Source organism: Enterobacter sp. MGH 24 (assembly GCF_000493015.1).
Lineage (GTDB): Bacteria > Pseudomonadota > Gammaproteobacteria > Enterobacterales > Enterobacteriaceae > Enterobacter.
In genome coordinates, this window is record NZ_KI535657.1 from 3,274,682 (window position 1) to 3,299,235 (window position 24,554).

Here is a 24,554-nt window from a genome sequence, read left to right on the forward strand (position 1 = left end):
TACTCACGACATTGAACTTCAAGGCGGCGTATTCTATCACGCCCCCCCACCATTGGCACCCTCTGTAAACGGCCAGTTAAATGCGCCGATAACGTCCAGCGGTAAGCGGCCAGCAGACTGCCAGCAGCGAATGCTTTCCGCAACCAGCGGCGAGCGCAGGTTTGGCGCGTTCAGGATCTCGTCGGCAGTGACCCACAGACAGCGGTCGATATCGTCATCCTGCGGCTCTGTGGCGCACGTTTCGCTAAGCTCAACGGCAAATAAAAAGCGCAGGAACGGGGTGTGGTCAGGTGCGATCCACTGGTGCATGCGGATAAAGTGCTGAGGCTCAGCGTGAATGCCGGTCTCTTCCCACAGCTCGCGTTTCGCGGCCTGCAGCAGGGTCTCATTGGCTTCAAGGTGTCCGGCTGGCTGGTTCCACAGCGCTTTGCCGTTAATGCTCTCTTCGACAACAAGGAATTTTCCCCGGGCGTGGACCACGCAGGCAACCGTGACATGAGGTTTAAACATAGTGACTCCTTAAGGGGTAACGTCGCGCCATTCGCCGTTTGCCAGCGTGTCCAGGGTGTAGCTGCCCATGGCGTAGCGAATCAGACGCAGGGTAGGGAAGCCGACGTGCGCGGTCATGCGGCGAACCTGGCGGTTACGGCCTTCATAAAGGGTAATTTTGAGCCAGCTTGTCGGAATGGATTTGCGCTCGCGAATCGGCGGGTTGCGCGGCCACAGCCACTCGGGTTCATTCACGCGCTCAATACCTGCGGGCAGGGTTGGGCCATCGTTCAACGTCACGCCGCTGCGCAACGTCGCCAGCGTCGCGTCATCCGGCTCGCCTTCCACCTGGACGAAGTAAATTTTCCCGGTGCGTTTTCCGGGCTGCGTGAGCTTCGCCTGCAAGGCGCCGTCGTTGGTTAAGACCAGAAGGCCTTCGCTGTCGCGGTCCAGACGCCCGGCGGCGTAAACGCCCTGAACGGGGATGTAGTCCTTCAGCGTGCTGCGCCCGGCCTCGTCGGTAAACTGCGGCAAAACATCGTAGGGTTTATTGAACAAAATAACCCGCTTCGGCTGGGTTTCCTGCGGTCTTCTGGCGGCTTGTCGCGAGCTGAATCGCTCAACCCGGTGTTTTGTAAAAGAAGTTTTCTTCATGGTATTTTCAGGCGTTATCAATTGCCGCATTATAGCCTAATAACGAAGACCTTTCATGGCGCAGGACAATCAGGTACTATCGAAGGGCTCATTACAATTTATTAACATAAGATCAGTAACAACCAGAAGCGCTCGAAGGAGAGGTTAATGGAAAGCAAAGTAGTTGTTCCGGCGGAAGGTAAAAAGATCACCCTGCAAAACGGCAAGATTAACGTTCCTCACAATCCGATTATCCCGTTCATCGAAGGTGACGGTATCGGTGTAGACGTTACCCCGGCAATGCTGAAAGTGGTTGATGCCGCTGTTGAGAAAGCCTACAAAGGCGAGCGTAAAATTTCCTGGATGGAAATTTACACCGGTGAGAAATCTACCCAAGTTTATGGCCAGGACGTCTGGCTGCCAGCAGAAACGCTGGACCTGATCCGCGACTACCGCGTTGCTATTAAAGGCCCACTGACGACGCCAGTTGGCGGCGGTATCCGTTCCCTGAACGTGGCGCTGCGTCAGGAGCTGGACCTGTACGTGTGTCTGCGTCCGGTTCGTTACTATCAGGGCACCCCAAGCCCGGTTAAGCACCCTGAACTGACCGATATGGTTATCTTCCGCGAAAACTCAGAAGACATCTACGCGGGTATCGAATGGAAAGCGGACTCTGCTGACGCAGAAAAAGTGATTAAATTCCTGCGCGAAGAGATGGGCGTGAAGAAAATTCGCTTCCCTGAGCATTGCGGCATCGGCATTAAGCCGTGCTCTGAAGAAGGGACCAAGCGTCTGGTGCGTGCGGCGATCGAATATGCGATCACCAACGACCGCGACTCTGTGACCCTGGTTCACAAAGGCAACATCATGAAGTTCACCGAAGGCGCGTTCAAAGACTGGGGCTACCAGTTGGCGACCGAAGAGTTCGGCGGTGAGCTGATCGACGGCGGCCCATGGCAGAAGATCAAGAACCCGAACACCGGCAAAGAGATCATCATTAAAGATGTGATCGCCGATGCGTTCCTGCAGCAGATCCTGCTGCGTCCTGCTGAATACGACGTAATCGCCTGTATGAACCTCAACGGTGACTACATCTCTGACGCCCTGGCAGCGCAGGTTGGCGGTATCGGTATCGCCCCTGGCGCGAACATCGGCGACGAGTGCGCGCTGTTCGAAGCGACCCACGGTACTGCACCAAAATATGCCGGTCAGGACAAAGTGAACCCAGGTTCTATCATCCTGTCCGCAGAAATGATGCTGCGCCACATGGAATGGTTCGAAGCCGCAGACCTGATCGTTAAAGGTATGGAAGGCGCGATCAACGCGAAAACCGTAACCTATGACTTTGAACGTCTGATGGAAGGCGCTAAGCTGCTGAAATGCTCAGAGTTTGGCGACGCGATTATCGCGAACATGTAATCCAGATTCTGGGTTAAACAAGAGCGGGGGCCTGAGGGTTCCCGTTTTTTTTGCCTCTGCCTGCGGGAGACAACACGATGTTAGCCACCGTCCTTATCGCTGTCGTTGCATTCATCCATCTCTACATTCTTGTGCTGGAAATGTTCCTGTGGGATACGAAAACAGGGCACAAGGCCTTTAATCTGCGTCCTGATTTTGCGCGCGACACCCGCGTGCTGGCCGCGAATCAGGGGCTGTATAACGGTTTTCTGGCGGCCGGTCTGCTCTGGAGCCTCTGGCTCGGCGAAAAGGGTATTCAGGTGGCCATCTTCTTCCTGACCTGCGTGCTGATCGCCGGGCTCTTTGGCGCAGCCACCGCCAGCCGAAAAATTTTGTATGTACAGGCCGCGCCCGCACTCGCTGCGCTGCTTGCGTTACTTCTCTGAAGCAATGCTTTGGTTGAGATAACGCCTCCGATATACTCGTGACGTTACCTTTATTGACCTGAGACGAGACAGTTATGCACAACGATATCCCACTGAAATATTATGACATTGCCGATGAGTACGCGACGGAAGCCGCAGAGCAGGTTGCGGAGTCGGAGCGCGACGCGCTGGCACACTATTTCCAGTTGCTGCTCACCCGCTTAGCGAATAATGAGGAGATCAGCGAGGAAGCACAGCAGGAGATGGCCGATGAGGCCGGGATCCGTGCGGGTCGCATTGATGATATTGCGAATTTCCTCAATCAGTGGGGAAATGAATAGTCTGCTTCAGAAACCGTTATGCTGATGCTTAGCAATACAGCTCAGCATCACGCTATCGGACCACATGCATTTTTTTCGCAGAATATGTGAAGCGGGGGCGTCGATAAACAGCGCGAAAATAACGGTCAGACAAAAGAGTACTGCTGGGAATAGTAAGGATATTTTCACGTTTTTAACCAAAATAGGAGTGTGCGTCAGGGTAATCTACCGTCTGATTGTGACGACTATATGTTTTTGCGTTAAAAATGGAAATGCCCGACTGGAAAAAAACGGACACGCAAGTCTTCTGATTACGGTGTGATACCGGTGAGTCGCTTCGCCAGTTCGCTGCGGGTGAGTGCTTTTGAAAAATACCATCCCTGGATCAGTGCATCGGGATATCTGCTCGCAATGAAGCGATATTGAACTTCATTTTCCACGCCTTCGAAAACAAGGGTTTTATTCAATCTTGCAAGGGCATCGCTGAAGATAGCAAAGATGTTTTGCTTATAATGCTCGCTGATGCCGTCCACCAGCGACTTATCAATTTTGATCTCATCATATTCAAGCAGCGACAGGCGGGCGAGATTCGAGTTTTGCACGCCAAAATCATCTATTGATATTTTAACGCCGAGCGATTTCAGCTCCTGACAGAATCCCTCGAGGATATCTGCCGTGGAAACGGCTTTCTCAGAGAGTTCGACCTTCATCAGGGAAAGGGGAAGGTGATTGGCAAAACACGCACGACGCAAAATGGTAATGAACTGCCCATCTTCAATTTCCTTTCGCCCAACGTTAATGGAGACTATCAGTTGATGTTTCATCGCCAGTGGGGCAATCTCTGAAAGGGATTTCTCGATAATATTACTGTAATATTTTTTATACAGACCAATCTTTTTAATTAATGGGATAAACAGCTCCGGAGAGACGTCCCCGTGCTTTTGATCGCGCCATCTCGACAGAACTTCGACGCCTACGATTTTTTGATCGTGAATGCGAATAATGGGCTGATAGTTAACGCTGATGGTATTCGTGATGACGGCTTTGATCAGCGTACGTTCCAGAGAAAAACGGTCTTCATAGATGCGGAAGATAAATAACGTTATTGCGATCCAGATAAAACAGAGAATGACCGCGAGAAGCGCAAAGATAAACGGAGGTAACGAGGCCAGCCCGGCGTCGTGATGCTTCACGATGACGCACAGGTCCCACAAGGCGCTGCACTGTGTCAGGGTCAGGGTAAACAACGTCGAATGCAGCCAGCTCTGCTGATTTAGCGCCGTGGCGGCCGAAAAAAAGACTCTGCCGAAGTCTTTGGTGGTAGCACTAAGCGAATAGCTTGCGGTAACCGGAGTGAATTTATCGTAAGCATAGCGGGAGGTGAAGATAATAATATTATTATAAATTGCCGCATTACCCGTGAAAAAGTCTTTTCGCGAAAACTGGGCCAGCAGAAAGCCTCTCGGCGTTTTATGCAGTTCCGCAGGAAGTGCGACGGGCGTCGCGAGTTTCCCCCAAAAAGCGGTACAGACAATTTTTCCCTTCTCAATAAAGCCGATATCGGCAAAATAAAGATTATTAAGCTTAATTTGTCTGTAGCGATCGAGGCTGGTTTTGTCACACCCCTGCGTCGTGATGCTTTTGAGACCCAGCGCCACGCTTTGGGACACGTCTTCTGAATAATGTAAAAGGGTACGGGATATTTCACGCTGTTTGCTCTTCTGCTGACCGATGATTACAGCATTGACCGCACAAAGAGACAGGAAGACCAGAAGCGTTGAAACGATAGCAACGGCAATGAGCTTTTTCATTTTCCAGATATCCAGTCCGCTCCCTGATTTCACAAATCTTAACACAGCCAGGGCAAGGAACAAGCCTGATAGTCACGTCATGTGAGTAAATACCGGCAGGTGAACTCATACGAAAGTATCAGTTTTTTAAGACAATTCTCAGCTAAGCTATTTTCATTGTTATAAGCAATACCGGGTTAGCACAGGCGCTTCTTCCAGAACATCCATGCTTGTTTTTTCTATTTAAGGAAAACATCATGCGCAACGTGATGATACCTATTCTTAGCGCTCTGTTTCTTTTTCTGAGCGGCATTTTGATTATTAACTGGCAGCTATGGCAGATGGCGAAGCTTAATAATAGTCATACCGCCACGGCAAGCACCCAAAAAATAGAAAGCATTCTGGCTGAAGCCGCCAGTGCGGCCAACACGGCGAAGCGCGTTGCGGCCGGAGGGTGTAACGGCAGCGGACAGCTGGCGCTGGGGACAGAGGCCGCGCTAAAACCGCATCTGCGCGCCATCATGATCGAGCAGCAGGGTAAAATCATCTGCACTTCCCTTCCCGGGAATGGCGTGTTGATTATTCATCCTGAGACGCTACCCGTCGAAAAACTGATGCTGCTACCCGGCAATCGGCTGGTAAACGGCATTCCGGTGCTTATTTACCAGATGCCTGTCGCGGCAGGGCGCGTCATCGTCAGCGTGAGTGACGCGCATTTGCGGGACGTCATCGCGAGCGCATCAAACAGCGTAGATCTGGGGCTGGTTGTTGGTGAAAGCATGCTTGGGCGCAACGGTGATGTTACCGGCTGGAAAGCCGCCTCCTGGGCAGGAGCGCTTACGGCGTCAACGCAATTCCCCTTTAGCCTGGCCTGGCAAGCGCCTGCCTTTTTTAGCCTGACGCGGCTCCTGCAGCAGGGATGGAGCCTGATACTGCTTATTCTTGCGCTATCCGTGGCGGTGGGCATTTTGATCCGCCGCTACAAGGGGAAAAGCACCTCCTTTGAAGACGACTTACGTAAGGCCATTTTGCAGGGGGAGATCGTGCCGTATTACCAGCCGATCGTGAACGGCGATACCGGCGGGCTGTATGGCGTTGAAGTCCTGGCAAGATGGAAGCATCCAAAGTCAGGCTTTATCCCGCCGGATGTCTTTATTCCGATTGCCGAACGTAGCGGTTTGATTATTCCGCTCACCAAAGGGTTGATGGCGAAAGTCGTTACGCAGCTTAAGCCGCTTTTGCCTAAGCTACCGGACGGGTTTCATATCGGGGTGAACATCAGCGCCAGACATATCAATGCGCCTTCCTTCATCGGTGACTGTCGCGTCTTCGGGAACGGGTTTCAGGGTAAAGAGGTTAAACTGGTTCTCGAGGTGACCGAGCGTGAACCGCTGATCGATAATCCTCACCTGGTGGAAAACCTCAACATGCTGCATAACGCCGGCTTTGTCATTGCACTGGATGATTTTGGTACAGGCTATTCAGGTCTTTCATGCCTAAATGCGCTTGCCATTGATTATATTAAAATTGATAAAAGCTTTGTGAACCGGGTTTCAGATGAAAAAGACTCAACGATCCTGCTGGACTGCGTTATTGACCTGGCGAAAAAACTCTCATTGCGCATTGTGGCTGAAGGGGTAGAAACGAAAGCGCAGCTGGAGTATCTCAACCGTAATGAGATTACGCTGTTGCAGGGCTATTATTTTGGTAAGCCCGTCTCCTATATCGATTTTATTAAAGTCATTTTATCTAAGCCCCGGGAGACGGTAAGTTTGTAAAACGAAATTAAGACGAGCTTCTGTTGTATGCTTAAGTGCAATTCATTTTCCTCTTATCCTGAGCTTTGTTACAGTGACAAGAGTTGTCAGCCAGGGATGTCAGGCGTGATAAGGTGGAAAAGCTCGTGCATGTGAAAAATACTTTTTACACAACAATCATTACCGTCATCATTGTCTCATTGATCATCTCGCTGTCGCTTGCCGTCCAAATTGCTACGTCCAGGCAGCAGTCAATCCAGCAAATTAATACCAGCGTCGCTAACCTGAGCCATACCCTTGATGTTTACACTGAGGGGATCATGCGCCAGAGTGAAATGTTAATTACTACCATTTCCGACATAATCGAAATTTATGGCATGACCCCGCAACAGGCGAGCCATATTCAGCGAATGATAAATAATCAGGATAATCTGCTTACCCAGATTAATAATGTGGTTGTTTACGATGCCAGGGGCGATATATTTACCGCATTGCACGAAACGTTTACGGGCCCACGCAAAGGATCGGACAGGTCATTTTTTATCTATCACCAGGAAAATAAAAATCAGCAGATTTTTATTGGCGAGCCCGTTGTCAGCAGAACCAATGGTAAATGGGTTATCACCATTAGTCGGCGCCTTGACACCCACACCGGGGCATTTAATGGTGTGGTGGTGGTGACGCTGGGTATCGAGAATTTTCTCGCGCTCTACGGGCAGATTAATATTGGTCACGCGGGCGTCATTGGCTTAACAACCGAGTCAGGCGTGCTGCTGGTCCGTTATCCTTTTAAAAATACCTATATCGGGACGATTGTTTCTGACTCACCTCTCTTCAGGAAATACCTTAAGGTACAAAATACCGGGATAGCCCGTTCCGTTTCGCGGTTTGATAAAATCGAACGCATTTATGCCTATGAGAAAAACAGACGCTACGGACTGGTCACCACCGTGGCCGTCAGCATTGATGAAGCCCTCGCACCGTGGCGCAAGCAGGCCATTCAGCTGGCGGTACTCATTTTCGTTTTCACGGCGATACTCATCGTCGCGTCATACTTCCTGTATTCCGACTTATCCAGAAAAAGCAGAGATAATAAGGCGCTGAAGATTATCGCCTCTGAGGATGCGCTGACCGGGCTTTACAACCGTCGCATTTTTGATGAAAAAATCCTCTCGGAAATCGCGCTTTGTGCCGCGCATGATGCACCGATTTCGATACTGATTGTGGATGTGGACTTCTTCAAAAAATACAACGATAACTACGGCCATCCTGAAGGGGACCGATGTCTGGCGCTGCTGGGAAACAGCCTCAGGGAGAGCCTTACCCATGATAATCAGGTTGTGGCGCGCTACGGCGGTGAGGAGTTTGCGCTGATATTGCCTGATACCGATATCCAGGAGGCGCTTCGACTGGCGCAAACAATCATTCGCAATGTGTTTTCCCTGCAAATCGAACATGCTTTTAGCCCCTTCGGGCGGGTGACGGTAAGCGTCGGAATTTCTACCGCGCGAGCGGTCGACATCGCGGGCAGCCAGCAGAATATCATTATTGCCGCCGACCAGGCGCTCTACCAGGCAAAACGCGCAGGACGTAACCGGTACGCGTTTGTTGGGGTATGACAGGAGATGAAGCTCACATAGAGTGATGCTTATCACAAATTTCCTTTCTCAGATCCTGTGCTATTCTTTTTGTGTCGTTGATTTAATGACAAAAACCATACAGAGAGGAAAGTTATGGGAATTTTATCCTGGATTATCTTTGGGCTTATTGCGGGTATTCTGGCGAAGTGGATCATGCCGGGCAAAGATGGCGGTGGGTTTATCGTCACCGTAATACTGGGGATTGTCGGCGCGGTAGTCGGCGGCTGGATCAGTACGTTATTCGGTTTTGGCAAAGTCGATGGCTTTAACTTCGGCAGCTTCGCCGTCGCGGTGATCGGTGCGCTGGTTGTTCTGTTTATCTACAGAAAAATCAAAAGCTGATCCTTAACGCGTTAAAAAAGGCTGCCAGATGGCGGCCTTTTTTACGTGGCGGGTTTACCACCAGCCAAGCTGCGTGCCGGCAAACGCCGCGATGGCAACGATCAGCATAATGAGGGTCGTTTTTCTCATTTATGCCCCCGGAGCCGCGTAACCACCGACAAAAAACCACGCTAAAAAAATCACCGCCGTTATAAAAATAACGACCGGGAAGAGGATCCCTATTCTCATACCATCACCTGTTTCGGTTTCTATAACGCCGTAGAGTGTACGGGGTTAATCCATAGTGAGAAAGCGTGTTTTGCTTTTTCCTTTCTTATCCTGATACATCGCGACATCCGCGGCGCGTAATGCGCTGTCAGGATCGGTTATCCCTGCATCCACTTCGATAACGCCGAGGCTGGCTCCCGGATAAATAATATGAACGCTGCCCAACCAGTATTCACCGGCAATGCAGGCGCTGAGGCGCGTTTTGAGCAGCGTAACCTGTGTGTTATCCCCGTCCTGGTGAGGCTGACTCAGCGACGCCACCAGAAATTCATCGCCACCCAACCGGCCAATGATATCGTCCTGCTGTTTTTCCTCCGTCAAACGCTTGCCCACTTCAATCAGGAACTGGTCGCCAGCCTCGTGGCCGTAGCGATCGTTAATCAGCTTGAAATCATCCAGATCGATGAACGCGATGACGGTATTACGTTTAAGGTGGCGCGCCAGCGAAAACAGGGTGGTCAGATCTTCAAAAATGGCGCGACGGTTGGGTAAACCGGTAAGGGCATCCGTGTAGGAGTGAGCGATGAGGGCCGCGTTGGCTTCGCGAAGCTGGGTTACCAGCGACTCTTTCTGAATGGACTGGGCAATCAGCCCGGCGAATAACTTCAGAACCTGTTCACCGCGCTCGCTCAGCGGCTTTCTGGCCGTGCTGGTGGCGCAGAGCGTTCCGTAGAGTGAACCATCCGCAAGATGGACAGGAATACTCATGTAGGTCGTAATGCCGAGCGCTTTCGCCGCCTCGCACTCCGGCCAGCGTTCAGGAACGTCGTTGCTGAATACGGTGTCGCTATCCAGCGCGCGCTTACACAGTGTTTCATCCCACGGGACGCTGAGTCCCTCAGGGATTGTCATCTGCTTGCTGTTGCGGGCGTAGAGGATATGCTGCAGTCGGGCTTCGATATCTACCTTGGTGAGGTAAGTCGACTCCATATCCGTCACGATCTCCAGCATCTCCAGCAGCTGACGTACGAGACTTTCAAGGGATTGTTCAGTGGCGAGGGTTTCTGAAACACGGGCAAGGATAATATCCGACATGACGTAGAATGACTCCCAGGCAGAAGACGTCTGCATCTGCATGTTATGCTGAGTTTTTAGACTTCAGGCATAGTAAAACATGAATACAGAAAATTTAATATATGCAGGGAGAGGGCAGCAGGAGAGAAAAAAAGCCCCGTTGTTGAGACCGGGGCAAAGACATCTTGATTACGGAATGATGTTCTCTGGTCATATCGAGAACACGCCTCACTATAGTGTTGAAAAGTGCAGTTAAAATGGAGAAATCATGGAGAAAGCGGCGGTGACCCGTTACCCTTAGACCGTAATCATGTCACAAGGATCAATGAGATGAGATTTCTGCTTCTGGCGGTGGCGCTTCCCCTGGTGGCCTGCACCGCAAAAACGACCCCACCCGATGCCCCGAAACCGCCGCACGCTATCGGTATGGCGAACCCGGCCTCCGTGTACTGCCTTGAGAAAGGCGGGGAACAGATCCCGGTTCAAAGCCCGCAGGGCGTACGCACGGAGTGCAAACTACCGGGCGGTGAAGTGATCGATGAATGGACGCTCTATCGTCGCGATCGTCCGCAACCCACCAGGTGACAGACGTATAGTGCCTGCGATACACTTCTCTTTAGGATTATTCTTAGCCAGTCCTGGCTATTGTTATCGTGAGAGAAGTATGTTTCAGCTTAAACCGGGCAGCATGGCGATGATCGTGGGTGCCCGCACGGCGTCAGGCCGTCGCAATATTGGTAAATCTGTTGAGCTGTTTGGCCTGTGCCAGCCCGGACAGCGTTTCGTTAACCCGGTCAACGGCGTGATGACGCAATTACCCGCAACCGCCGATCGCGCGCTTTGGCTGGTGACGGGTGATGTTTACGCCTTTGATAATCAGCACGGCTTTGCGTTTGTCCGCGCCGAACATCTGATGCCGCTCACTCCCGATGAAGCGCCGCAAATCCTCGATGAGCTGGCGATCGGCTGATCAGAGATGGCGCAGCCAGTCGGCTAATACCAGGGCGTGATTTTGCTTCGTGTCTTTGGCAGCAAAGAGCAGGGTGACGGTCTGCCCGTTCGCCAGCGTCGCCAGACGCATTCCCTCGTCAGCGTGCTGCGCCAGCTCTTCCCGATAGGCCTTACTGAAAGCGGCGAAATCAATGGTTTCGCTGTGAAAGGCCTTGCGTAATTCATTCGAAGGCGTGAGCGCTTTACACCATTCATCATACGCGAGGTCCGTTTTTTTAACGCCGCGCGGCCACAGTTTGTCCACCAGCACCCGATAGCCATCGTCCGGACCTGCCTGTTCGTACACGCGTTTACATTGAATCATGATTCCACCCTCCCAATTTAAGGTATTGTGATAATTGCAGAAGATCGGTAGTCTGAGGTTCCTTATGTTATCTGATAATACTCTGGCATAAGGAACCTTTCATGGAACACCTCCCGGTTAAAACGACGCTGCGCATTGCGCTGGTTGGCGATTACAATCCCAATGTTATTGCGCATCAGGCGATCCCGCTGGCCATTGACGACGCCGCCGCAGTTCTGGACCTCACCGCCGATTACGACTGGCTTCCTACCACGGAGCTGACAAGCCCTGAAGATCTGGTGGGCTACGATGCCATCTGGCTGGTTCCCGCCAGCCCCTATAAAAACACCGAAGCAGCCTTTATCGCCGCGCGCTACGCCCGTGAAAACGGCATTCCGTTCCTTGGCACCTGCGGTGGGTTCCAGCATGCGCTGATTGAGTATGCCCGCAATGTGTTGGGCTGGGCCGATGCGGCACACGCTGAGACGGATAGCGAAGGCACCATGGTGATTGCGCCGCTGACATGCTCGCTGGTGGAAAAAACTGATGCCATTGAGCTGCGCAAAAATACGCTGATCGCGAAAGCGTACGGCAGGCCGGAAATTGAAGAGGGGTATCACTGTAACTATGGCGTGTCGCCGGCGTTTGCACAGGCGCTGGAAAGCGGTGATATGCACGTCACGGGATGGGACGAACAGGGTGAAATTCGCGCCGCAGAGCTGGTTACGCACCCGTTCTTCGTGATCACCCTATTCCAGCATGAGCGTGCCGCGCTGGAAGGACGCCCGGTCGTGCTGGTGCAGGCGATGCTGCGCGCGGCTCGAGGGTAAGAAAAGGCAGACCCGATGGTCTGCCACACTGTTTAACGGGGCGCGATCTCCCGGTCTCGCCCGGCGAGCACGCCGCAAATAGCCATTATCACGGCGGCAAGGGCGCAGCCCAGAAGCGGGATCCGCCAGTCTCCCGCGCTATCGTGAATTTTCCCCATCAGCGGAGGGCCGCAGGCGGCGAGCAGATAGCCAATCGACTGCGCCATGCCGGACAGCGCCGCAGCCTGGTGTGCAGAGCTGGCGCGCAGGCCGATGAACGTCAGGCCGAGGATCATCGTTGCTCCTGTGCCAAAGCCAAACACCAGCGTCCACATCACCGCCATGTCAGGCATAAACCATAGCCCCGCCGCGCTTACCGCGCACAACAGCGCCACCGCGCCTGCAATGGCCCGCTGATCTTTCAGACGGTGGAGGACCAGCGGCACGGCAAGCCCCGGCACGGCCGTGGCCAGCTGCAGCAGCCCGTGCACCGAGCCGGCCTGCGCTTCGCTGTAGCCGTGGCTGAGCAAAATCGCCGGCAGCCAGCCGATGATGACGTAGTAAATCAGCGAGTTAATCCCCAAAAAGAGCGTTACCTGCCAGGCGAGAGCCGAACGCCAGATGGCGCGATTATGCAGCGCGCCAGCGCCCGTTACCGTCGTAACGTGTTTCTGACGCCACTGCGGCAGCCAGAGCAGCAGCGCGACCAGCGGAAACGCCATCAGCATCAGCAGCGCGCCATGCCAGCCCGCATTGCCCTGCGCCAGGGGCACAATCATCGCTGAGCCAAACGCCGCCGAGACGCCCATCGTCAGGGAATAGGCTCCGGTGAGTTTCGCCACCTGTCCCGGAAAGTCACGTTTGATTAATCCGGGTAACAGCACGTTCCCGAGCGCAATCCCGCAGCCGATGACCGCTGTGCCGATGAAAAGCAGCCCGGCGGAGGGCAGCGAGCGAACCGCAATTCCGGCGCAAATCAGCAGCAGGGCGACAAACAGGCTGCGCTCCATGCCGATACGTCGGGCAACGCCTGCGGCGAGGGGTGAGACAAGGGCGAAAGCCAGCAGGGGCAGGGTGGTCAGCAGACCGGTTTGCGCCGTGCTTAAGCCATAATCAAGACGAATAGTGTCGAGCAGCGGAGCTGCGCCGGTAAAGGTGACGCGAAGCGTAGTGGCAATCATCAGGATGCCTGCAATCAACAGCGCGCCGTGTTTTCCTGAGGTGCGAATGGCAGTAGTCATTATGTTCTCATACGTTCAAGCGAGCGCACACAATACCGATTTTCTCCGCGGTTGAAATCAGGCTAAAATGACAGTTTATCGCTAAAATCGGACAAACTGATGATTGGTCTGGGACTGGAGGGCTACGATCCTGATAGCCAGCACGATGCGGCCGTCGCATTTCGCATCCAGGTGGTGGCGGAGGAACAGTATATTCCCCGACATCATCACCGTAAGGGGCAGCTGATTCTGGCGCTCGGCGGCGCGATCACCTGCGAAGTGGAAAATGCCATGCTGATGGTTCCGCCCCAGTACGCCGTCTGGATCCCCGGCCAAATGCCGCACAGCAACAGGGCCACGGCGGGCGCGCAGCTCTGCTTTTTGTTCATTGAGCCGGGGGCGGCACGCTTGCCTGACCGCTGCTGCACTCTGAAAATCTCTCCTCTGGTGCGGGAGCTAATTTTATCCCTGGCGGAAAAAACGCGTGAACAACTCCCTCTTGCGGCCACGTCGCGCCTGGTGGACGTTCTGTTTGACGAGCTGCCGCTCCAGCGTCAGGAACATCTGCAGCTGCCCGTCTCGCCCCATCCTAAAATTCGGCTGATGAGCGAGAAGATGGCGGAAGAGCCTGCCGACTGGCAAACGCTGGCGCAGTGGGCGAGCCACTTTGCCATGAGCGAACGCAGCCTGGCGCGGCTGGTGGTGAAAGAGACCGGTTTAAGCTTTCGCCGCTGGCGCCACCAGCTGCAGCTGATCGTGGCGTTACAGCATTTGATAAGTGGGAAATCGGTACAGCAGGTGGCACAGTCACTGGGATATGACTCTACCACCGCGTTTATCACCATGTTCAGGAAGGGGCTGGGCCAGACGCCGGCGCGTTATATGGCCAGCCTGACTACGACTTCCCGATAAACAGAGAGACCAGGCCTGCCGCAATCAGCGGCCCCACCGGCACGCCGCGAAACAGCGCCACGCCCAGTACGGTGCCCACCAGCAGACCCGCCACCAGCGAGGGCTGGCTGCTCATCAGCGTAACGCCGCGTCCGCCCAGCCATGAAACAAAAACCCCGACCGCGATCGCCACCAGCGATTTCCAGTTTACAAACGAGTGCAGCAGGGTTGAGGCGGGAAGCGTACCGCTGGCGATGGGCGCCATTACCCCGATGGTTAAAATGATGATCCCGATGGTGAGGCCTTGTTTTTCTATCCACGGGAAAAAGGTATTGAGCGGGGTCACGCGAACAATAATCAGCACCAGAATCGAGATGGCGACGGTGGTGTTATGGCTGACAAAGCCGAGCGCGGCGAGTGCCAGGAGAATGAGCAGAGTAGGGTCAAACATAGGGAATCCTTGCCTAAATAATTAACCTGCTTACAGTACGCGCAAACGCGACGCAGGACAGTTTTAAGAAGATTTTGTTGTTGTCATAACCTTGTCATTTACGCGGATTAAAACGGAGGCAGATATCGCAAAAAGGGTCGCCATCATGAACGATCACATGTTTGTTGAAACGCTGATTATCTCCTCATCGTTTTTCGCTATTGCCGTTATTCTCGTCGCCTCCGTGCTGTTCCTGGAAAGAAAAGGCTGACCGGATCGTCAGCCATCGCGGTTACGCTTTATGGAAGGTCACCAGTTCAGGACGAGCGATGCGCAGGTAATCCTGGGTATCCATAATCACGGATTTCTCCAGCAGGCCGGCGTTAAACGCGATTTCGTCAAAGCGCTCGAACAGCAGCGGGTCGGCAACCAGCGCCAAATCAGGATGAAAGCTAAAGGGCGGAATAGCGCCGAAAACGCAGGCGGTCAGGGTATCGACCTCGGCCGGGCTGGCGAGGGAGGCCTTCAGCCCGCCAAAATGGCTGGCAAGCTGGCTCAGGTCAGCCTGCAGATCGGCGGCGAGGATCGCCAGAACGTGTTTTTTTACACCGTTTCCCTTCACCTTGCAGACCAGAGCTTTGGCGCCTTGTCGCAGATCGGTCCCGCGAATTTCACTTACCGCTTCACATTTCCCGACCGCCTCGTGCTCCATGACGCGAAAACGCGCGCCCTGCTCGGTGAGTAAGGTAATCAGTTGCTGGTGGGTTCCTGTGCCAATAACGTCGTCAGTCATAACGATTTTCCCGGTGATAATCCAGTATGCAGCGTTCTACATTAGCACGGGATAAGCGGGGTCGAAAGAAAACAGCCAGCGGGTTCGCTGGCTGTGGGATTATGCGTTGCTGGTAGAAGCTTGCTTGTGGAACAGCTCCCTGAACACCGGATAAATATCATCCTGGTCACGGATATGCTGCATGGCAAAATTATCGAACATCGACTGCAGATGTTCATACTCCCGCCACAGGGTCTGGTGCGCGCGACGGGTGATTTCGATATAGCTGTAGTAACGCACCACCGGCAGAATTTTCTTCGCCAGAATCTCGTGACACAGCGGTGAGTCATCGGCCCAGTTATCGCCATCGGACGCCTGCGCGGCATAAATGTTCCACTGCGCCGGGTCGTAACGCTCTTTCACTACCTCATCCATCAGCTTCAGGGCGCTTGATACGATGGTCCCGCCGGTCTCCTGCGAGTAAAAGAACTCATGTTCATCCACCTCTTTCGCCTGAGTATGGTGACGGATATAGACCACCTCCACGTTCTTATAGGTTCTGCTCAGGAACAGGTAGAGCAGAATATAAAAACGCTTCGCCATATCCTTGGTGGCCTGGTCCATCGAGCCGGATACGTCCATCAGACAGAACATCACTGCCTGGCTGGAGGGCTCAGGGCGTTTTTCGTAGTTCTTGTAGCGCAGGTCAAAGGTGTCAATAAACGGTACCCGTTCGATCTTCGCCCTCAGCTCTGCAATCTCTTTACGCAGGCGCTCCTCTTCCAGCAGTTGCGCCGGTTCCGTGTTTTCCACGACCTTCAGGCTGCTCTCCAGCTCGCGCAGTTCGCGGCGTTTTCCTGCCGTCATCGCCGTGCGTCGCGCCAGCGAATTTTGCAACGAACGCACAACGCTAATATTGGCGGGCACGCCGTTGGCGGTATAGCCCGCGCGGTGGGTTTTATATTCATTAAGCTGACGATGCTGATTCTTTTTCAGATTAGGCAGCGCCAGGTCTTCAAACAGCAGGTCGAGATATTCATCTTTCGAAATCTGGAAGACAAATTCGTCCTGACCTTCACCGTCCTGGCTGGCCTGTCCCTGACCGCTTCCTGAACCACCGCCGCCGCCCTGAGGACGCTCAATTCTGTCGTTCTGAACGAAGTGGTCATTACCTGGATGTACGCGATGGCGCAGGCCGCCTCGCCCCTGATGAAACATCGGTTCGCTGATGTCATCGGTGGGGATGGAGACAGATTCGCCGCTGTCGACGTCGGTCACCGAGCGTTTGTTGATGGCCTCGGAGATAGACTGTTTAATTTGCGCTTTATAACGACGCAAGAAGCGCTGGCGGTTAACCGTGCTCTTGTTTTTGCCGTTAAGACGCCGGTCAATAAACCAGGTCATATACCCCCCGTACTGCATTTGCCAACTTGCATTTTGTAGGCCCGGCAAGCGCTAACCGCCACCGGGCACTTGTTTTAAGACGATTTACGCACGCGCAGATACCATTCGCAGAGCAGGCGGACCTGCTTGCGGGTGTAGCCTTTTTCCATCATACGGTCGACAAAATCGTCGTGCTTTTTCTGCTCATCGGTTGAGGTTTTGGCGTTAAACGAGATCACCGGTAGCAGCTCTTCGGTATTGGAGAACATTTTCTTCTCAATGACCGTGCGCAGCTTCTCGTAGCTGGTCCAGTTCGGATTGCGCCCGTTGTTATGCGCTCTGGCGCGCAGGACGAAGTTCACAATCTCGTTACGGAAGTCTTTCGGGTTGCTGATCCCGGCAGGCTTCTCGATTTTTTCCAGCTCCGCGTTCAGGGATTCACGGTCAAACAGCTGGCCGGTATCCGGGTCGCGGTACTCCTGATCCTGGATCCAGAAGTCAGCATAGGTGACATAACGGTCGAAAATGTTCTGCCCGTATTCTGAATAGGATTCCAGGTAGGCCGTCTGGATCTCTTTGCCAATGAACTCGGCGTATTTCGGGATCAGGTAACCTTTGAGGAACTCCAGGTAGCGTTCAGCCTGCTCCTGCGGGAACTGCTCGCGTTCGATCTGCTGCTCCAGCACGTAGAACAGATGGACCGGGTTGGCCGCCACTTCCGCATGGTCGAAGTTGAAGACGCGGGAGAGGATCTTAAACGCGAAGCGCGTGGACAGACCGTTCATCCCCTCATCAACCCCGGCATAGTCGCGGTATTCCTGATAAGACTTCGCTTTCGGGTCGGTATCTTTCAGGCTTTCACCGTCATAGACGCGCATTTTGGAATAGATGCTGGAGTTTTCCGGCTCTTTCAGACGCGAAAGGATGGAGAAGCGTGACAGCGTTTCCAGCGTGCCCGGCGCGCAAGGTGCATGCACCAGCTCACTGTGGTTAAGCAGCTTCTCGTAAATTTTGATCTCTTCGGAGATCCGCAGGCAATAAGGCACCTTGACGATATAGACGCGGTCAAGGAAGGCCTCATTGTTTTTGTTATTACGGAAGGTCACCCATTCAGATTCGTTCGAGTGGGCGAGAATAATCCCGTTAAACGGCAGGGCGGAGATACCTTCCGTCCCGTTGTAGTTGCCTTCCTGGGTAGCCGTCAGCAGAGGATGCAGCACTTTAATGGGTGCTTTAAACATCTCGACGAATTCCATAATCCCCTGGTTCGCGCGGCACAGCGCGCCTGAGTAACCGTAGGCATCCGGATCGTTTTGCGCGAAGTTTTCCAGCTTGCGGATGTCGACTTTACCCACCAGCGCCGAGATGTCCTGGTTGTTCTCATCGCCGGGTTCTGTTTTGGCGATTGCGATCTGTTCAAGGATAGAGGGCCAGACTTTCACTACGCGGAACTTGGTGATGTCGCCACCAAACTCGTGCAGGCGTTTTGCCGCCCACGGCGACATAATGGTCCCGAGGTAGCGACGCGGGATGCCATACTCTTTATCCAGAATCTGCGCATCTTCCTGCGGATTGAACAGGCACAGCGGATGGTCGTTCACCGGGCTGCGTTCACCGTTGGCGCTCAGCACATAGATAGGCACGCGCTGCATCAGCGACTTCAGGCGTTCAGCCAGCGAGGATTTACCGCCACCCACCGGGCCGAGTAAATAGAGGATCTGTTTCTTCTCTTCCAGACCCTGAGCGGCATGCTTCAGATAGGAGACAATCTGTTCGATGGCATCTTCCATACCATAGAACTCTTCAAACGCCGGGTATCGGGCGACCACCCGATTCGAAAAGAGACGGGAAAGCCGAGGCTCCAGGGCAGTGTCAACCATGTTTGGCTCACCAATAGCCATCAATAGCCGTTCTGCCGCATTGGCATAGGCACTGCGATCTTGCCGACAGATGGTAAGAAACTCCTGCAGTGTGAACTCTTCGTCCTTGGCAGCTTCATAGCGCTGGCGATAGTGATCGAATATATTCATGGCATGCCGTCCTTTCGTTTTTTAGCACAGGATAAGAGCCGTTCGTATGAGTAGTGGAGGCTCCCGGAAGAGAATCTCTCGCACCCCACTGCCAGAGCAGCAACCTGTGTGCCAGGTCAGACGCTAAGAACCGCAGGTGTTCAGGAAAACTCTTCTTAAATTAAAGCGTAGATGGCATTTGCAAAACTTGCATGCCCAGAAAATCTACTTTCAATGACATATCAATAACTCATCCAAAAATTTCCACTGTCGTTATAAGACAAATGCACGTTTTTCACTCAGTGGTCATATAAATGTAAGCGGGCTGTCATCTGAAAAGTTAAAAATAATGGGTTAATCAGACTGATTAGCAGGCAAAAAATTTTGGGATGTACGGGAATGGCGGTTACACTTCACCCGCTGATTATTTGACTACAGGAAAGAATGGATTGTGACCAAACTCAAACTTCTGGCATTAGGCATCCTTGCCGCGACCGCAGTAAGCACCGCACAGGCGGAAAGTCAGTGGACGGTTGGCGCGGGTGTTGGCGTCATTAACAGCCCGTACAAGCAGTATGACCGTGACGTTTATCCTGTTCCCGTTATCACCTATGAAGGCGATAACTTCTGGTTCCGCGGGCTCGGCGGCGGCTACTATCTCTGGAACGATACGGCTGATAAGCTCTCTATCATGGCCTACTACGATCCAACGCACTTCAAGCCGGGTGACAGCGACAGCCATGCGCTTCGCCAGCTCGACAAGCGTAAAAGCTCAATGATGGCTGGCCTTTCTTATGTGCATAACACCCAGTATGGCTTCCTGCGAACGGCTCTGGCGGGTGATACGCTGGATAACAGCAACGGCTTTATCTGGGATCTTGCGTGGCTGTACCGCTATACCAACGGTGGGCTGACTCTGACGCCGGGTATTGGTGTGCAGTACAACAGCGAGAACTACAACGACTACTACTATGGCGTCTCTAAAAACGAGTCCCGCCGTAGCGGTCTGAAGAGCTACAGCGCAGATGACGGCTGGGATCCGTACCTGGAGCTGACCGCAAGCTATAACTTCCTCGGCGACTGGAGCGTGTACGGTACCGGCCGCTACGAGCGTCTGAGCGATGAAGTGAAGGATAGCCCGATGGTCGACAAGTCCTGGGCAGGCATCTTCTCTGTCGGTGTGACCTACAAGTTCTGATTGTGCACTTACATTGTGCAATTGGTGCATTAAAACGGGGCGCTTGCGCCCCGTTTGCTTTAATGTGGTGCGGCGAGATTATCGCTTAACAATGCGGATCGTCTGCCCTAAACGAGATGGCTTTTCTTCGCTCGCTTTCTGCGGGTTGGTCACGCGGGCCGTTTCCACGCAGACAAACGTTTTATACCCTTCATCCGTCATGTCGGCCATGCTGACGGACAGCGCAGGACCCGGGTTCCAGCCCACCACGTCGCTGTGATGATGATGGACCACTTCAATTCCGCGGTTCAGGGCGCCGTCGTGGATCACGCTGCACGCTTCCGGGTGCAGGTAGACGCGGTCGGTACGGTCAGGGAACGTTTGTACGCCGTCGCTCAGTTTACCTTCTTTGGCGTTATCCACTTTGTCGATATAGGTATCGCCCAGGCCGCTCACCTTCACTGCGCTGATATCACCCACGTTAAAATAGGTGTGCAGGGCAGAGGTGGTTTCGAACTCGCCGTGAGCCTCCAGTTCGATTTCACAGGTTTTACCCAGCTTAAATCGGGCGTACAGGGTGAAATCGTGCGGCCAGAGGGCGCGGGTTTCATCATTAGCCTGCAGCTCAAAGGTCAGCACCGCACCGTTGTCATCTTCGTTATGCGCTTTCAGCGTCCACTGCTGGTTGCGGGCAAAACCGTGAGACGGCAAACCCGGCTGTGCGGACGGCCCGAACCACGGCCAGCAGATCGGCACGCCGCCGCGGATTGCGGCGCCTTTTTTGAAGGAAGTCGCATCGCTCAGCCATAAACCTTCGGCTTCGCCTTCCGGTTTCCAGGAGAGCAGGTGGGCGCCGTTCAGCGCCACGGACGCTTTGACGCGCGGATGGTCAACGACGATAACGTCGGCACCGTCAATCTGACGGCGGGAGAGCACAGGGGTAAGTTGTTCGACTACCGGAAGTGCAAAAATTTTATTAATCATTAAGCAATCCTCTGTCTTATAAATAAAAAAAGGCGACCGAAGTCGCCTTTTTGGATCAAACACTCATCTCAACTTATTTGGAGATGTGAGCGATCAGGTCCAGTACTTTATTAGAGTAGCCGGTTTCGTTGTCGTACCAGGATACCAGTTTCACGAAGTTGTCGTTCAGTGCGATACCCGCTTTAGCATCGAACACGGAAGTGCACACTTCGCCGTTGAAATCGGTAGATACAACGTCGTCTTCGGTGTAGCCCAGAACGCCTTTCATTGCGCCTTCGGAAGCAGCTTTGATTGCTTTCTTAATTTCTTCATAAGAAGCAGCTTTTTCCAGACGAACGGTCAGGTCAACAACGGATACGTTAGGCGTTGGAACGCGGAACGCCATACCAGTCAGTTTGCCATTCAGTTCTGGCAGTACTTTACCTACAGCTTTAGCAGCACCGGTAGAGGATGGGATGATGTTCTGAGCCGCGCCACGGCCGCCGCGCCAGTCTTTGTGAGACGGGCCATCAACGGTTTTCTGAGTAGCGGTGGTCGCGTGAACGGTAGTCATCAGACCTTCGATGATGCCGAAGTTGTCGTTGATAACTTTAGCCAGCGGTGCCAGGCAGTTGGTGGTGCAGGATGCGTTAGACACGATATCCTGGCCAGCGTAGGTTTCGAAGTTTGCACCACGAACGAACATTGGGGTGTTGTCTTTGGAAGGACCAGTCAGAACAACTTTCTTCGCACCCGCAGTGATGTGTTTACGTGCAGTTTCGTCGGTCAGGAAGATACCGGTTGCTTCAGCAACAACGTCAACACCGATTTCGTTCCATTTCAGGTTAGCTGGGTCTTTTTCAGCAGTAACGCGGATGGTTTTGCCATTAACAACCAGGTGGCCGTCTTTCACTTCAACGGTGCCGTCGAAACGACCGTGAGTTGAGTCGTACTTCAGCATGTACGCCATGTATTCAGCGTCCAGGAGATCGTTGATACCAACGATTTCGATGTCAGAACGTTTCTGAGCAGCACGGAAAACAATACGGCCGATACGGCCAAAACCGTTGATACCTACTTTGATAGTCATATATTCCACCAGCTATTTGTTAGTGAATAAAAGGTTGCCTGTAAAATTACAAAAACCTTACGCAGCGTCAAGCGGAATCGTGTCAATCATTGCGACAAATCAATCCTGTGACTAACGTTTGTGCGACTGACTCGCCTCACTTTCCCTTTGAGCTTGCAACCACATGGGGGCTGCGCCCGGGATTTTAAAGTCCTCGCAGGATAAAAATGTGAGAATGATCACAATTGCCTGACCGCCTTTTCGCGACACATAAGTTTAGATCAAAAGTGCACGCAAGGGTGTTAATGTTTTGTTAGAATGCGGGGTAAAAGATGTCTGTTTCTACAGCGAGATGTAAGCATATGTCGAACCAACGTAACCCTGACGATTTGAAAAAAAACCTCACAGAAATGCAGTTTTACGTGACGCAAAATCACGGGACGGAACCGCCGTTCACCGGGCGTTTACTGCACAACAAGCGAGACGGCGTCTATCACTGTCTGGTCTGTGATGCCCCTCTGTTCAATTCACAAACGAAATTTAATTCGGGCTGCGGCTGGCCGAGCTTTTACGAGCCGGTGAGCGATGAGGCCATCCGCTACCTGACCGACTCGTCGCACGGCATGGTGCGCACGGAAATTCGCTGCGGCAACTGCGATGCGCACCTTGGGCATGTCTTCCCGGATGGCCCTCAGCCTACGGGTGAGCGTTTCTGCGTGAATTCAGCCTCAATGAGCTTCACTGACGACGAAAACGGCGACCAGATTAAGGGTTGAAAAAACGATTCAGCAAATTATTCCTTTGAAAGGGCGGGATTGTGAATATTGAAGACATGATTAGCGGTATGACGCCGGAGATTTATCAGCGTCTGGTGACGGCCGTAGAGCTGGGAAAATGGCCCGATGGCGTCGCGCTGACCCCGGAGCAAAAAGAGAACAGCCTGCAGCTGGTGATGCTGTGGCAGGCGCGCAATAACACCGACGCGCAGCACATGACCATCGACACTAAAGGCCAGATGGTCATGAAGAGCAAGCGCGAGCTGAAAGAAGACTTCGGCATCACGCCGAAGCCGATTGCGACTTTCAAATAATGCTTTCCCTGTAGGCCGGGTAAGCGTTAGCGCCACCCGGCACGCTACACCTTAGTGTGGGATCCCGAGCGACGCCGCCAGCTGCTTCGCTAACTGATTGTTGTCATCAGCCCCGTACTCCCAGAACATCGCCCCGGCGAGACCTTTCTCTTTGATGTAGTCCGCTTTGATGGCAACGGAACGCGGGTTCTCATACGAAATCGCAAACAGCGCGTTGCCATCTGCACCCTTCACCGAGAGCCACGGCACTTTCGCCTGGTCGTCCCAGTGCTCGGTAAAGCGCTTCTGCGGATCGTTCAACAGCTTCTTCACGATATCGTTGTACTTCACGTAGGTATCTTTGGTCAGGTCATAGCCGAGTGACGTGAACAACCCGATCTCCTGAGGCCCGAAGTAGGGCTGGGTAACCGGATTTTTTTGCGCATCCGGTTTCGTCCAGTCAATGCCCGGCTCCACGGCACGTTTCGGCACGCGGCCATAGAAACCAATCCCGAGGTTCATCTGCTGCGGCTTCAGCCCGGCGGCCAGATAGTTGTTCACCACAAAATCCACGCTGTATTTGTCCGCAGCGGCCACCGTCGGCCAGGCGCTGGAGTCATACAGGTTGGCATTGAAGTACTGCGTGCCGTACGCCATGTCGTAGGTCATCAGGTTGATGTAGTCGAGCAGGGGCGCGATGGCTTTGATATCCACCCAGCTTTTTGGACTTTCCGCATTCGCGCCTACCGCAATGGTCACCAGCTTTTTATGCCCGAACGCGTCGCGCATCTCTTTCAGCAGGGCGGTAAAGTTATCCCGGTCGGCGGGCTGGCTTGCGACCAGCCCCCAGGCGCCGTTGACCGGATACTCCCAGTCGAGATCGATCCCGTCCAGACCGTATTTGTCGACAATCTCCTGCGCGGAGCGGATAAACACCGCGCGCGTCTCTTTGGTTGCCGCTGCGCCAGAGAAGCCACGCGCGCCCCAGCCGCCAACGGAAAGCAGCACTTTGAGGTTTGGGTTTTGCTTACGCAGGGTCGGGATGAGGGCCAGATCGGCGGCGACTTTTGGCGATAGCCAGATCTGATGCAGCTTTGCCGGATCTTTTAGCGCAGCGTTGGTTTCGTCTTTTTCGTCGTTATAGACCAGACCAAACGAGTAGTTCAGGTGGGTGATCTGCCGAACGTCTAATTTATTGATATCGCCACCCGGTCCGGCGGTGACATCGCCACCCCCGTTAAAGTAGCCCACGGACATCAGGGTACTGGCGGAGGCAACTGACGCGCAAAGCAGGGGTAATGCTGCCAGCAAGGGCAAACGTTTCATACAAGTTCCTCTTTGACTTAATAAAATTAACCACGCCACGGAAAAGGCGTGGCGAAAAAACAGCCTG

At 53.4% G+C, this 24,554-nt stretch carries 28 protein-coding genes; 14 read left to right on the top strand and 14 right to left on the bottom strand.

Features of this window, described 5'->3' with window-relative positions:
- Positions 1-36: 36 nt before the first annotated feature.
- Together L370_RS06550 and rluE are read right to left on the bottom strand one after the other, a co-directional pair.
- On the bottom strand, positions 37-510 hold the full coding sequence (locus tag L370_RS06550; RefSeq protein ID WP_023335314.1) for an NUDIX hydrolase: 474 nt from the start codon (positions 508-510) through the stop codon (positions 37-39).
- A 9-nt stretch (positions 511-519) separates the two neighbouring features.
- The gene (gene rluE / locus L370_RS06545) at positions 520-1,173 is read right to left on the bottom strand and encodes a 23S rRNA pseudouridine(2457) synthase RluE (RefSeq protein WP_023335315.1); all 654 of its coding nucleotides are present in this window, start codon (positions 1,171-1,173) and stop codon (positions 520-522) included.
- Positions 1,174-1,290: 117 nt separating this feature from the next.
- On the opposite strand from rluE, the gene icd reads away from it, so the two are divergent.
- The 3 genes from icd (at position 1,291) to L370_RS06530 (ending at position 3,286) form a co-directional block, all read left to right on the top strand.
- Positions 1,291-2,541, top strand: coding sequence for an NADP-dependent isocitrate dehydrogenase (gene icd / locus L370_RS06540; RefSeq protein WP_003857898.1), 1,251 nt, complete (start codon positions 1,291-1,293; stop codon positions 2,539-2,541).
- Between the two features lie 77 nt (positions 2,542-2,618).
- The gene (locus tag L370_RS06535) at positions 2,619-2,966 is read left to right on the top strand and encodes a DUF1304 domain-containing protein (protein ID WP_023335316.1); all 348 of its coding nucleotides are present in this window, start codon (positions 2,619-2,621) and stop codon (positions 2,964-2,966) included.
- Positions 2,967-3,040: 74 nt separating this feature from the next.
- The gene (locus L370_RS06530) at positions 3,041-3,286 is read left to right on the top strand and encodes a DUF2543 family protein (protein ID WP_023335317.1); all 246 of its coding nucleotides are present in this window, start codon (positions 3,041-3,043) and stop codon (positions 3,284-3,286) included.
- 290 nt (positions 3,287-3,576) lie between these two features.
- Here L370_RS06530 and L370_RS06525 read toward each other — a convergent pair whose 3' ends face one another.
- Positions 3,577-5,076, bottom strand: coding sequence for an EAL domain-containing protein (locus L370_RS06525; protein ID WP_023335318.1), 1,500 nt, complete (start codon positions 5,074-5,076; stop codon positions 3,577-3,579).
- Positions 5,077-5,312: 236 nt separating this feature from the next.
- Between L370_RS06525 and L370_RS06520 the strand changes: the two genes are divergently transcribed.
- The 3 genes from L370_RS06520 to L370_RS06510 all read left to right on the top strand — a co-directional run bounded on the left by L370_RS06520 (position 5,313) and on the right by L370_RS06510 (position 8,794).
- Complete coding sequence (locus L370_RS06520; RefSeq protein WP_023335319.1) at positions 5,313-6,833, top strand: EAL domain-containing protein; 1,521 nt, start codon at positions 5,313-5,315, stop codon at positions 6,831-6,833.
- Positions 6,834-6,946: 113 nt separating this feature from the next.
- Entirely contained in the window at positions 6,947-8,431 is a 1,485-nt protein-coding gene (locus L370_RS06515; RefSeq protein ID WP_369796137.1) for a sensor domain-containing diguanylate cyclase, read from the top strand.
- A 114-nt stretch (positions 8,432-8,545) separates the two neighbouring features.
- Positions 8,546-8,794, top strand: a complete 249-nt coding sequence (locus L370_RS06510; protein ID WP_008500746.1) for a GlsB/YeaQ/YmgE family stress response membrane protein — start codon at positions 8,546-8,548, stop codon at positions 8,792-8,794.
- A 129-nt stretch (positions 8,795-8,923) separates the two neighbouring features.
- Here L370_RS06510 and L370_RS23445 read toward each other — a convergent pair whose 3' ends face one another.
- Both L370_RS23445 and L370_RS06505 read right to left on the bottom strand, forming a co-directional pair.
- Positions 8,924-9,022, bottom strand: a complete 99-nt coding sequence (locus tag L370_RS23445) for a YoaK family small membrane protein (protein WP_029739841.1) — start codon at positions 9,020-9,022, stop codon at positions 8,924-8,926.
- 45 nt (positions 9,023-9,067) lie between these two features.
- Positions 9,068-10,096 carry a sensor domain-containing diguanylate cyclase gene (locus tag L370_RS06505; RefSeq protein ID WP_032666711.1) on the bottom strand — a complete coding sequence of 343 codons (1,029 nt, stop codon included), beginning with the start codon at positions 10,094-10,096 and terminating at the stop codon, positions 9,068-9,070.
- Between the two features lie 309 nt (positions 10,097-10,405).
- Between L370_RS06505 and L370_RS06500 the strand changes: the two genes are divergently transcribed.
- Both L370_RS06500 and L370_RS06495 read left to right on the top strand, forming a co-directional pair.
- Entirely contained in the window at positions 10,406-10,660 is a 255-nt protein-coding gene (locus tag L370_RS06500) for a putative hemolysin (protein WP_023335322.1), read from the top strand.
- 79 nt (positions 10,661-10,739) lie between these two features.
- Positions 10,740-11,045, top strand: coding sequence for a nuclear transport factor 2 family protein (locus tag L370_RS06495; protein ID WP_023335323.1), 306 nt, complete (start codon positions 10,740-10,742; stop codon positions 11,043-11,045).
- Here L370_RS06495 and L370_RS06490 read toward each other — a convergent pair whose 3' ends face one another.
- A complete protein-coding gene (locus L370_RS06490) occupies positions 11,046-11,390 on the bottom strand; it encodes a DUF488 domain-containing protein (protein WP_023335324.1) in 345 nt (114 codons plus the stop codon).
- 101 nt (positions 11,391-11,491) lie between these two features.
- Between L370_RS06490 and L370_RS06485 the strand changes: the two genes are divergently transcribed.
- The gene (locus tag L370_RS06485; protein WP_023335325.1) at positions 11,492-12,199 is read left to right on the top strand and encodes a CTP synthase C-terminal region-related (seleno)protein; all 708 of its coding nucleotides are present in this window, start codon (positions 11,492-11,494) and stop codon (positions 12,197-12,199) included.
- Between the two features lie 32 nt (positions 12,200-12,231).
- On the opposite strand, the gene L370_RS06480 is transcribed toward L370_RS06485, so the two are convergent.
- A complete protein-coding gene (locus tag L370_RS06480) occupies positions 12,232-13,419 on the bottom strand; it encodes a CynX/NimT family MFS transporter (RefSeq protein WP_023335326.1) in 1,188 nt (395 codons plus the stop codon).
- 99 nt (positions 13,420-13,518) lie between these two features.
- Between L370_RS06480 and L370_RS06475 the strand changes: the two genes are divergently transcribed.
- Complete coding sequence (locus tag L370_RS06475) at positions 13,519-14,310, top strand: AraC family transcriptional regulator (protein WP_023335327.1); 792 nt, start codon at positions 13,519-13,521, stop codon at positions 14,308-14,310.
- On the opposite strand, the gene L370_RS06470 is transcribed toward L370_RS06475, so the two are convergent.
- Positions 14,294-14,740: a DUF441 domain-containing protein gene (locus L370_RS06470; protein ID WP_003857881.1), complete on the bottom strand. Its 447-nt coding sequence runs from the start codon at positions 14,738-14,740 to the stop codon at positions 14,294-14,296. The two genes, L370_RS06475 and L370_RS06470, sit on opposite strands and share 17 nt — an antisense overlap.
- A 145-nt stretch (positions 14,741-14,885) precedes the next feature.
- On the opposite strand from L370_RS06470, the gene yoaI reads away from it, so the two are divergent.
- Entirely contained in the window at positions 14,886-14,990 is a 105-nt protein-coding gene (gene yoaI, locus L370_RS23450) for a small membrane protein YoaI (protein WP_010430055.1), read from the top strand.
- 21 nt (positions 14,991-15,011) lie between these two features.
- Here yoaI and L370_RS06465 read toward each other — a convergent pair whose 3' ends face one another.
- The 3 genes from L370_RS06465 to yeaG form a co-directional block, all read right to left on the bottom strand.
- Positions 15,012-15,512 (bottom strand): YbaK/prolyl-tRNA synthetase associated domain-containing protein, encoded by a 501-nt coding sequence (locus L370_RS06465; protein ID WP_023335328.1) that lies wholly within the window; start codon positions 15,510-15,512, stop codon positions 15,012-15,014.
- Positions 15,513-15,611: 99 nt separating this feature from the next.
- The gene (locus L370_RS06460; RefSeq protein ID WP_032638458.1) at positions 15,612-16,895 is read right to left on the bottom strand and encodes a YeaH/YhbH family protein; all 1,284 of its coding nucleotides are present in this window, start codon (positions 16,893-16,895) and stop codon (positions 15,612-15,614) included.
- A 74-nt stretch (positions 16,896-16,969) separates the two neighbouring features.
- Positions 16,970-18,904 (bottom strand): protein kinase YeaG, encoded by a 1,935-nt coding sequence (yeaG, locus tag L370_RS06455; protein WP_008500713.1) that lies wholly within the window; start codon positions 18,902-18,904, stop codon positions 16,970-16,972.
- Between the two features lie 430 nt (positions 18,905-19,334).
- Here yeaG and L370_RS06450 point away from each other — a divergent pair, with 430 nt between their 5' ends.
- Complete coding sequence (locus L370_RS06450) at positions 19,335-20,081, top strand: MipA/OmpV family protein (RefSeq protein WP_023335330.1); 747 nt, start codon at positions 19,335-19,337, stop codon at positions 20,079-20,081.
- A 78-nt stretch (positions 20,082-20,159) separates the two neighbouring features.
- On the opposite strand, the gene L370_RS06445 is transcribed toward L370_RS06450, so the two are convergent.
- Together L370_RS06445 and gapA are read right to left on the bottom strand one after the other, a co-directional pair.
- The gene (locus L370_RS06445; protein WP_023335331.1) at positions 20,160-21,044 is read right to left on the bottom strand and encodes a D-hexose-6-phosphate mutarotase; all 885 of its coding nucleotides are present in this window, start codon (positions 21,042-21,044) and stop codon (positions 20,160-20,162) included.
- A gap of 73 nt (positions 21,045-21,117) precedes the next feature.
- Entirely contained in the window at positions 21,118-22,113 is a 996-nt protein-coding gene (gapA, locus tag L370_RS06440) for a glyceraldehyde-3-phosphate dehydrogenase (protein WP_014831506.1), read from the bottom strand.
- A gap of 341 nt (positions 22,114-22,454) precedes the next feature.
- Here gapA and msrB point away from each other — a divergent pair, with 341 nt between their 5' ends.
- The gene (gene msrB / locus L370_RS06435) at positions 22,455-22,868 is read left to right on the top strand and encodes a peptide-methionine (R)-S-oxide reductase MsrB (protein WP_023335332.1); all 414 of its coding nucleotides are present in this window, start codon (positions 22,455-22,457) and stop codon (positions 22,866-22,868) included.
- A gap of 41 nt (positions 22,869-22,909) precedes the next feature.
- Positions 22,910-23,182 (top strand): YeaC family protein, encoded by a 273-nt coding sequence (locus tag L370_RS06430; protein ID WP_023335333.1) that lies wholly within the window; start codon positions 22,910-22,912, stop codon positions 23,180-23,182.
- A gap of 51 nt (positions 23,183-23,233) precedes the next feature.
- Here the strand turns inward: L370_RS06430 and L370_RS06425 are convergent, their stop codons facing one another.
- Entirely contained in the window at positions 23,234-24,487 is a 1,254-nt protein-coding gene (locus L370_RS06425) for a chitinase ChiD (protein ID WP_023335334.1), read from the bottom strand.
- Between the last annotated feature and the right edge of the window lie 67 nt (positions 24,488-24,554).

Coding starts and splice junctions, on each gene's coding strand:
- L370_RS06550 (WP_023335314.1), bottom strand. CDS start 510: ATGTTTAAACCTCATGTCACGGTTGCCTGCGTGGTCCACGCCCGGGGA.
- rluE (WP_023335315.1), bottom strand. CDS start 1,173: ATGCGGCAATTGATAACGCCTGAAAATACCATGAAGAAAACTTCTTTT.
- icd (WP_003857898.1), top strand. CDS start 1,291: ATGGAAAGCAAAGTAGTTGTTCCGGCGGAAGGTAAAAAGATCACCCTG.
- L370_RS06535 (WP_023335316.1), top strand. CDS start 2,619: ATGTTAGCCACCGTCCTTATCGCTGTCGTTGCATTCATCCATCTCTAC.
- L370_RS06530 (WP_023335317.1), top strand. CDS start 3,041: ATGCACAACGATATCCCACTGAAATATTATGACATTGCCGATGAGTAC.
- L370_RS06525 (WP_023335318.1), bottom strand. CDS start 5,076: ATGAAAAAGCTCATTGCCGTTGCTATCGTTTCAACGCTTCTGGTCTTC.
- L370_RS06520 (WP_023335319.1), top strand. CDS start 5,313: ATGCGCAACGTGATGATACCTATTCTTAGCGCTCTGTTTCTTTTTCTG.
- L370_RS06510 (WP_008500746.1), top strand. CDS start 8,546: ATGGGAATTTTATCCTGGATTATCTTTGGGCTTATTGCGGGTATTCTG.
- L370_RS23445 (WP_029739841.1), bottom strand. CDS start 9,022: ATGAGAATAGGGATCCTCTTCCCGGTCGTTATTTTTATAACGGCGGTG.
- L370_RS06505 (WP_032666711.1), bottom strand. CDS start 10,096: ATGTCGGATATTATCCTTGCCCGTGTTTCAGAAACCCTCGCCACTGAA.
- L370_RS06500 (WP_023335322.1), top strand. CDS start 10,406: ATGAGATTTCTGCTTCTGGCGGTGGCGCTTCCCCTGGTGGCCTGCACC.
- L370_RS06495 (WP_023335323.1), top strand. CDS start 10,740: ATGTTTCAGCTTAAACCGGGCAGCATGGCGATGATCGTGGGTGCCCGC.
- L370_RS06490 (WP_023335324.1), bottom strand. CDS start 11,390: ATGATTCAATGTAAACGCGTGTACGAACAGGCAGGTCCGGACGATGGC.
- L370_RS06485 (WP_023335325.1), top strand. CDS start 11,492: ATGGAACACCTCCCGGTTAAAACGACGCTGCGCATTGCGCTGGTTGGC.
- L370_RS06480 (WP_023335326.1), bottom strand. CDS start 13,419: ATGACTACTGCCATTCGCACCTCAGGAAAACACGGCGCGCTGTTGATT.
- L370_RS06475 (WP_023335327.1), top strand. CDS start 13,519: ATGATTGGTCTGGGACTGGAGGGCTACGATCCTGATAGCCAGCACGAT.
- L370_RS06470 (WP_003857881.1), bottom strand. CDS start 14,740: ATGTTTGACCCTACTCTGCTCATTCTCCTGGCACTCGCCGCGCTCGGC.
- yoaI (WP_010430055.1), top strand. CDS start 14,886: ATGAACGATCACATGTTTGTTGAAACGCTGATTATCTCCTCATCGTTT.
- L370_RS06465 (WP_023335328.1), bottom strand. CDS start 15,512: ATGACTGACGACGTTATTGGCACAGGAACCCACCAGCAACTGATTACC.
- L370_RS06460 (WP_032638458.1), bottom strand. CDS start 16,895: ATGACCTGGTTTATTGACCGGCGTCTTAACGGCAAAAACAAGAGCACG.
- yeaG (WP_008500713.1), bottom strand. CDS start 18,904: ATGAATATATTCGATCACTATCGCCAGCGCTATGAAGCTGCCAAGGAC.
- L370_RS06445 (WP_023335331.1), bottom strand. CDS start 21,044: ATGATTAATAAAATTTTTGCACTTCCGGTAGTCGAACAACTTACCCCT.
- gapA (WP_014831506.1), bottom strand. CDS start 22,113: ATGACTATCAAAGTAGGTATCAACGGTTTTGGCCGTATCGGCCGTATT.
- msrB (WP_023335332.1), top strand. CDS start 22,455: ATGTCGAACCAACGTAACCCTGACGATTTGAAAAAAAACCTCACAGAA.
- L370_RS06425 (WP_023335334.1), bottom strand. CDS start 24,487: ATGAAACGTTTGCCCTTGCTGGCAGCATTACCCCTGCTTTGCGCGTCA.